Here is a 6,818-nt window from a genome sequence, read left to right on the forward strand (position 1 = left end):
AACATGAAGATGGGTCTCCAAGTAACAACAGCAGGAATTTCACCCTTCTTGGTGATCCGGCAATTACCTTAGCATACCCGAAAGAAAAAATTGCTACGACTTCAATTAAAGTGACCGGGAATACGACCATTTCAGACACAATACGAGCCTTGAATGAAGTCGAAATTACAGGCGAAATAAGAAACCAAAATGGCGTTAAATTAACCAATTTTCAAGGCATCCTTTACCCAACAATATTTGATAAAGTCCAAACTTTAAACACGCTTGGAAATGATAACAATGGCGAAAATACCATATCGTTTCAAGTGCAGAAAAACGCAATATTTAAAGGTAAAGCGAGTGTGACAAATGGTAACTTTTCTTTCAAATTTGTAGTGCCAAAAGACATTGGATACCAATATGGAGAAGGAAGAATTAGTTATTATGCAGAGAATGGAAACATTGATGCAAGTGGTATTAAAACAGATTTTATTGTAGGAGGTACGGATACGACTGCAGTTTTAAACGAAGAAGGACCCGAAATAGAATTATTTCTAAACGACGATAAATTTGTAAACGGAGGAACCACAAACGAAAATCCCAATATCTATGCAAAAGTATATGACGAAAATGGTATCAATACAGTAGGAATAGGTATTGGCCATGATATCACCGCTGTTATTGATGGAGATGATGTTAACCCTATAGTTCTTAATGAATTCTATGAATCGGATATAGATAGCTATAAGTCTGGTGTAATTAAATACCCATTGTCTGATTTAAGTCAAGGGCCACATACAATTACATTAAAGGTTTGGGATGTACAAAATAATTCAAGTGAGAGAACGAAAGAATTTGTTGTGAAAAATTCAAAAAAAATGGAATTATCTCATGTACTTAATTACCCAAATCCATTTACATTAAATACTTCTTTTTACTTCGAACACAATCAACCAAATTCTGATTTGGATATATCTATACAGATTTTCACTTTGGCCGGAAATCTAATTAAAACAATTAATCAAAAATTAACTACATCTGGATTTCGATCGGATGCAATACCTTGGGATGGACGAAGCGATTATGGTGAAAAGCTAGGTAGAGGAACCTATTTATATCGTATTACGGTACAAAGTGCCGATGGATTTTCATCCAATAAGTACGAGCGGCTTGTAATATTATAGATCCACTTTCAGAACCTAACAACCAGACCCTTATCTTGTTAGGATTTTATCACTTGTTAACTCTTTTGTTAAGAACTCCTTTCAAACTAAGGAACTAAGCGAATTTTCCTTCGTAATTTACTTTTACATAAACCACCTATAAATGAGTCTAGTAAAGGAACTTCAAGAAAGACATGGATATACAGATCACCTTGTGGATCAAGAAAAGTATTTATCTAAACCAATCGATACAAAAGGAACTCAATTTCTTATTAAAATAATTAGTGATAACGAATTAGATTCTCCTCAAGTCTCCTTTTTAAGTAAAGAATTAGAAAATAGTTTATTTGAAGATGTTGAAAGGCTAACCAACAACATTGAAGAGATACAAGACTACTATCTCCAGGCGATCAAATATATTAAGTTACGAGGTTAACCTTATTTAAGAAGAAGAACCCGTTCAGAATATATCCTATCGGATGTCCTAACATGGATAAAATACATTCCTTCACTTTGTAAACTGATGTCGATTTGATTTATCTCATCAAATTCCCCAAATCCAACTCGTTCACCAGCGATATTAAATACTTGAATTGTTCTAATAACCTCCTCCTCTGGAAGTCCAAACGTAATTAACCCCTTACTTGGATTAGGATATACTTTGAAACTAGTTCCATTTACAACAGTTTCTTCTATTGAGTTCGACACAACTAATTTCAGATTTACCCCAAACCAACTACTTGAGTCTATCGTAAATATAAACGCATCATTAAAATTCGATTGGCTATTATAATACGAAGTCGAATAGCCAGGCGCCACTCCGGTAAGCTTATACTCCCCGTTGCAAATATTTTTAATCGAAAAACTACCATTTAGAATATTCGAAGTTGAATCTAAATACAACGTACTATCCTCACTATCTACCAAATAAACTGTTCCAGAAGAAATCAAATTATCACCTCCTAGTAACGTGCCTTCTATGTAATTCTCACATACAATTTCTGGCGGTTCGGCTAATCCAACAGAACCTACTAAGGTAACTTCACACCCCCCGTTATCAATAACCAGAACCTCGTAAGAGTCTCCTTCGCAAAGCTGATTCACAGAACTATTAAAACTTTCGCTTGACCATTGATATGTGTATGGACTCCCAAATCCTCCAAATAAATCAACAGTCATGATTCCCGAGCAATCTCCTTGATCATCTTCAATAATAATATCACCAGATAAAATCGGTGCCGAAACAGGTACTGTTATTGTCATTGTATCAACATTTAAGTCAAAATCCATAACAGACACAGTGTAATTTCCTGGGGATAAAGAGGTCATTGTATCTATTTCAAAATACATATTGTTAAACACTACTCCATTTGACCAGCTAACCTGGTACGGTGGAAAATTGCCACTTATTTCGAACTCAATAAATCCTGATGCACTTCCAGTACATGTACCATGTACATTTAAAACAGTAATCGATTGTGCACTATTCTGATTTGAAACAAGTACAAAAACTAAAATCCAAAGCGCATTATGTAAGAATCTATTTCCCATATCTAATTATCTGTCAACATATATTGAATTCCGAATCCTGCTCCAAGAAAATATCTCTTTTGGTGTGGATTATAATCTCCTTTCCCGAATGGGCTAAATGCATGCCTGTAAGACAAGCCCAACTTCACAGACACCCGTTTATCAAAGTGAATGATTAACATAGAGGTACCTCCTAAGGAAGACACATGTTTTCTACTTATTTGATTATACAAATCCTGCACAGGCTCACTTTCGCTAATATTTTGAGAAGGAGATCCTATTAAGAAAGAATTTGTCCACAGTGCTGTTAAAGACCAGGAAATATGCAAACCATCAATAACTAAATATTCCAGTCCCAAAGGCATCTCGAAATACTTAAATACATTCCTATGATTATAGGCTTGGTCAACAGAATCTACTACAGTTATTGCAATAGAATCTTTGAAGTATTGCGTGGTAATTTCACCTCTCCTTATCGAAAAAACAGAATCCATATTATAAACTTGATAATATTCATAACTAGCGTCCTCTTTTATAGAAGTATATAGCGAATCGCTGTGTTTCGAAAACTGCGCACCGATAGTCAATCCTATCTTTCCTCTTCTTAAGGATACATTCGCTCCTGTAATTTCGAATTGATTTAATTTTTGATCTAATGAAAATTCGTTATAGACCCCCGATTTATTCTTCCCAAATGGAAACAAAGTATAGGTATTAATAATATCGAGAATTACATCTGTTTTCCGTTTTTCTTTAATAGAATCTCTCTTTATCTCTACCAGCTCTATAATTAACGAACCCTTGTTATGGATTGGTAGGCTATCAATCATGACCGGTTCAGGATCTGACCGTAATCCAATTACATGTGTTTCTCCTTCTATTTCTTTTTCCGACGTTTCTAACTTTCCGAGATTGCCTCCCGACGAGTTCATCTGGCTTTCAATCTCCACATTCTTACTCTTGGGTAACTCAATATCAGTATCCTTCGTTTTCGGGCTAATGTCATGTACTATAGAGGGCAGATCTGGCTTAAAAATACTTGCACTTCCCTTTGCTTTATAGATAACTACATTGTCGCCTAATTCTCTAAATTCAATGTTATAATTAAGAAATAAAGTGGTAAGAATATCCTTTATACTTCTGTTGTATGCTTTGATAGTTGCCTTTTCGGACGAAGGGATGAGGTTGGGGCTATATGAAAAAAAGATATTGCTCTCCTTCTGAATTTGTTTTAAAATAGAAGATATTGGAATGTCGTTAACATAAACGCTTACACGTTTATCTAGTCTTGTTTGTGAGTAAACAACTGTTGTGACTAAAAGCAACGACAAAATTGCAAGTACCCTAAACTGTATTTTTACCAACTGATATAAGCTGAAATTCAATGTCTTATATTTAAAACTTAATCTAAAGTAGAAAACATGCTATATCTCAGCAACCTTCTCCAGAAATAATCTGACCGTCTGTGTTCGACTCAATAGAAACATCAAGTGTTAGACTAATTAGTTCAATAATATATTCAATACTGCTTTGGGTAAATGTTGTAGTAAGCGGGCAATTATTTAACCCGGCACTCTCCAGAATAAAATTAGTATTCCACTCCTTGTTAAGCTTATTTATAACCGACAATAATGGTTCTTCTTGGAATCTCAACTTACCATCATACCAAAACAGGAAATTTAAATTGTCATTTAATTCTTTCTTCGAAGACGATGCATCCTGAATTACAGAGCCCTTATATCCTTCCGTTATGTAATCCTTTTTACTAAAACTATCTACATCTTTTCCTTCAGTATAAACTAGTACACTTCCTTCTACAACGGTCACCACCACAGAATCTTCGTTGTAGCCGTTTACATTAAACTTTGTACCCATTACTTGAACCCTTGTTGTTCCCACTTCTATGATAAAAGGACGTTCGGGATCGCTTTCTACTTCAAAATAGGCCTCTCCAGTTAAAGCAACTAATCTTAAATTATCTTTAAATTTCTGTGGATAAGAAATCGTTGAATTTTTATTCAAAATGATAAGGGATCCATCGGCAAGTGCCCTTTCCGTTTGTTCTTCAGAAGCCTCCACAACAACATTAGGTTGGTCACTATTTTTAGAACTGATGTACCATAACCCAGATGCCAATATTAATATCGCAGCAACTTTTAACAGATTGCTCCAAAGCGGAATTACTGGTATCGCCTCCTCTTGATCCTCTTCCTTTCGTTCTTTTAAAAACTCTTGAAATTTAACATCGATATTAATATTCTCCTGAGCTACTTTAGCTTCAGAAAGCTCAACCACAGCAAGCATATTCAGATAAGACTGTTTAATGTTCTCATCCGAATCAATAAGACGCTTCAGTTCCAGGATTTCCTCCTCAGAAGCTTCATTGACGAGATATTTCTCGATCAATTCAATATATGTATCTTCTTTTTCTGTCATCTCAGTTATTCATCTTCTCACTTAACATATGCCCGTAATCCGCATTTACCCTAGTATTTTATCTATCACCCCTAATACAAAGACTAAGAGTAGGTTAATATAGTCACTCAATTTAGAGTACACCTTCTTCAGAGCAATACTCATATGATACTCCACCGTTTTATGGTTTATCTCCAGTTTTTCGGCAATCTCTTTATAAGTAAAGCCGTCAAACCGGTTCTTTCTGAAAATATCTTGTTGCTGATCACTTAGTTCGGACAAAGCATCATTAAGCCTTTCCATCAATTCACCACTAGCCAACCCATCTGGTGTAGTAAACTGGTCCTTAGACATAAGATATCGATCTTCTCGACTCCTCAATCTGGTTTCCGAACGGATATGCATTAAGCAATTGTTGTGAACGATCTTACATAAATAGAAATAGACATTCTCCCCTTCTTGAAGTCTGTCTCTACTCTCCCAAACTTTTAATATGGTTTTCTGAACCATGTCTTCAGACACGATTGGATCACGAAGAATTCGTTGAGCGTTATAACAAAGAGCATGGAAATAGTTCTTGTAAACAAAGTAATAAGCTTCGTCGTTTCCGTCTTTAAGTTGCTTGGTTAGATTGTCTTTGGTTATCTCCATGATCGTACTCACCACTAAATTAGTGATCCTAAAGAAAATGGGATAGAAACTTTCAACTTTATAAGTCCTTGAGTTACTTCATCAGTAAATTCATTGGGTTCGAAATTTTCTTTAACATACCTGCCTTCTCTTTCTTCTTAGGTTCATCCTTTTTCTTCTCACCACTTTCAACCCCTTTATTGAGATACTCAAAATATTTGACCATATCGGAACCGGTACCTCTAACAATACGTCTTCCGTAGTATTTGCCATCCGAAGGACAATAAAGGAATGACTGCCCTCCTTGATTTCCTATCATAATGAATACCAAGACATCTTCTCTTTTAACAATAGCAGCGTTTATTCTTGAAGACTCAACAAGTTCAACATTATAAGGATATGCAGATTTTATCTCACTATTAGAGCAACTTATAGAAGTTTTGTTTACTAAAATAGTTTTTTTACTCCCCTGATATGCTTTTCTATTTCTAGTATCCTTATCCCATTCCCAAATAAAATCATCACCATTAGCATAACAACCATTCAATGTCTGAATGGTCCAGGAAATAAATGTTTGGTTATCTTCTTTATCCATGGAAACCGTTTCCATATTAGTAGTATTGGTTATAAAATCCCAAATGTTATTATCGCCCAATTCAACAGGCCAAAGTACAACAGGACCAACAGTATTTCCCTTTAATGTAGCATTTGAAGGGCCATAATAATTACCATCGTCTTGATATTTGTATGTCATTCCGAAAACTAAAACATTTTCATATTTAGTGGTCGAAGTTGTTCCTCCAGAACTTGTTGAATGTTTCGTCCAGGAATTAAGAAAAAAGTGGAGAATGTTCACCTTTTGATTATCCTCAAAATTCGATTTAGCATAAGCTTCATCTATAATTTCGTATTCACTTACTGTCCAATAATCCTCTAATGCTTTCCTGACCAAAGTGTTTATTTCTTCACCCTGACTGTCGTGCAATAAAACATATGTCTTACTTTTCAAGGAATTCACTTCTTTCTCAGAAACCTTTGCAAACTTGGGCATCCCAAATTGACTGAAACTAAAATTAGTAATGAAAATTAGTATAACAGATA

Annotated in this window: 7 protein-coding genes; 2 read left to right on the forward strand and 5 right to left on the reverse strand. The window is 35.0% G+C overall.

The features are described 5' to 3' along the window. The coding region (locus HRT72_04695; protein NQY67005.1) for a T9SS type A sorting domain-containing protein at positions 1-1,163 on the forward strand (1,163 nt) is incomplete at its 5' end. A 142-nt stretch (positions 1,164-1,305) separates the two neighbouring features. Continuing rightward, a complete protein-coding gene (locus tag HRT72_04700; GenBank protein NQY67006.1) occupies positions 1,306-1,578 on the forward strand; it encodes a hypothetical protein in 273 nt (90 codons plus the stop codon). A 2-nt stretch (positions 1,579-1,580) separates the two neighbouring features. On the opposite strand, the gene HRT72_04705 is transcribed toward HRT72_04700, so the two are convergent. The 5 genes from HRT72_04705 to HRT72_04725 form a co-directional block, all read right to left on the reverse strand. Continuing rightward, on the reverse strand, positions 1,581-2,693 hold the full coding sequence (locus HRT72_04705) for a T9SS type A sorting domain-containing protein (GenBank protein ID NQY67007.1): 1,113 nt from the start codon (positions 2,691-2,693) through the stop codon (positions 1,581-1,583). A gap of 2 nt (positions 2,694-2,695) precedes the next feature. Beyond that, positions 2,696-4,057 carry an STN domain-containing protein gene (locus tag HRT72_04710; GenBank protein NQY67008.1) on the reverse strand — a complete coding sequence of 454 codons (1,362 nt, stop codon included), beginning with the start codon at positions 4,055-4,057 and terminating at the stop codon, positions 2,696-2,698. A 46-nt stretch (positions 4,058-4,103) separates the two neighbouring features. After that, complete coding sequence (locus tag HRT72_04715; GenBank protein NQY67009.1) at positions 4,104-5,108, reverse strand: FecR family protein; 1,005 nt, start codon at positions 5,106-5,108, stop codon at positions 4,104-4,106. 45 nt (positions 5,109-5,153) lie between these two features. Beyond that, the gene (locus HRT72_04720; protein ID NQY67010.1) at positions 5,154-5,738 is read right to left on the reverse strand and encodes an RNA polymerase sigma-70 factor; all 585 of its coding nucleotides are present in this window, start codon (positions 5,736-5,738) and stop codon (positions 5,154-5,156) included. A 73-nt stretch (positions 5,739-5,811) separates the two neighbouring features. Then, positions 5,812-6,768 carry a hypothetical protein gene (locus HRT72_04725; protein NQY67011.1) on the reverse strand — a complete coding sequence of 319 codons (957 nt, stop codon included), beginning with the start codon at positions 6,766-6,768 and terminating at the stop codon, positions 5,812-5,814. Between the last annotated feature and the right edge of the window lie 50 nt (positions 6,769-6,818).

This window comes from Flavobacteriales bacterium, assembly GCA_013214975.1.
Lineage (GTDB): Bacteria > Bacteroidota > Bacteroidia > DT-38 > DT-38 > DT-38.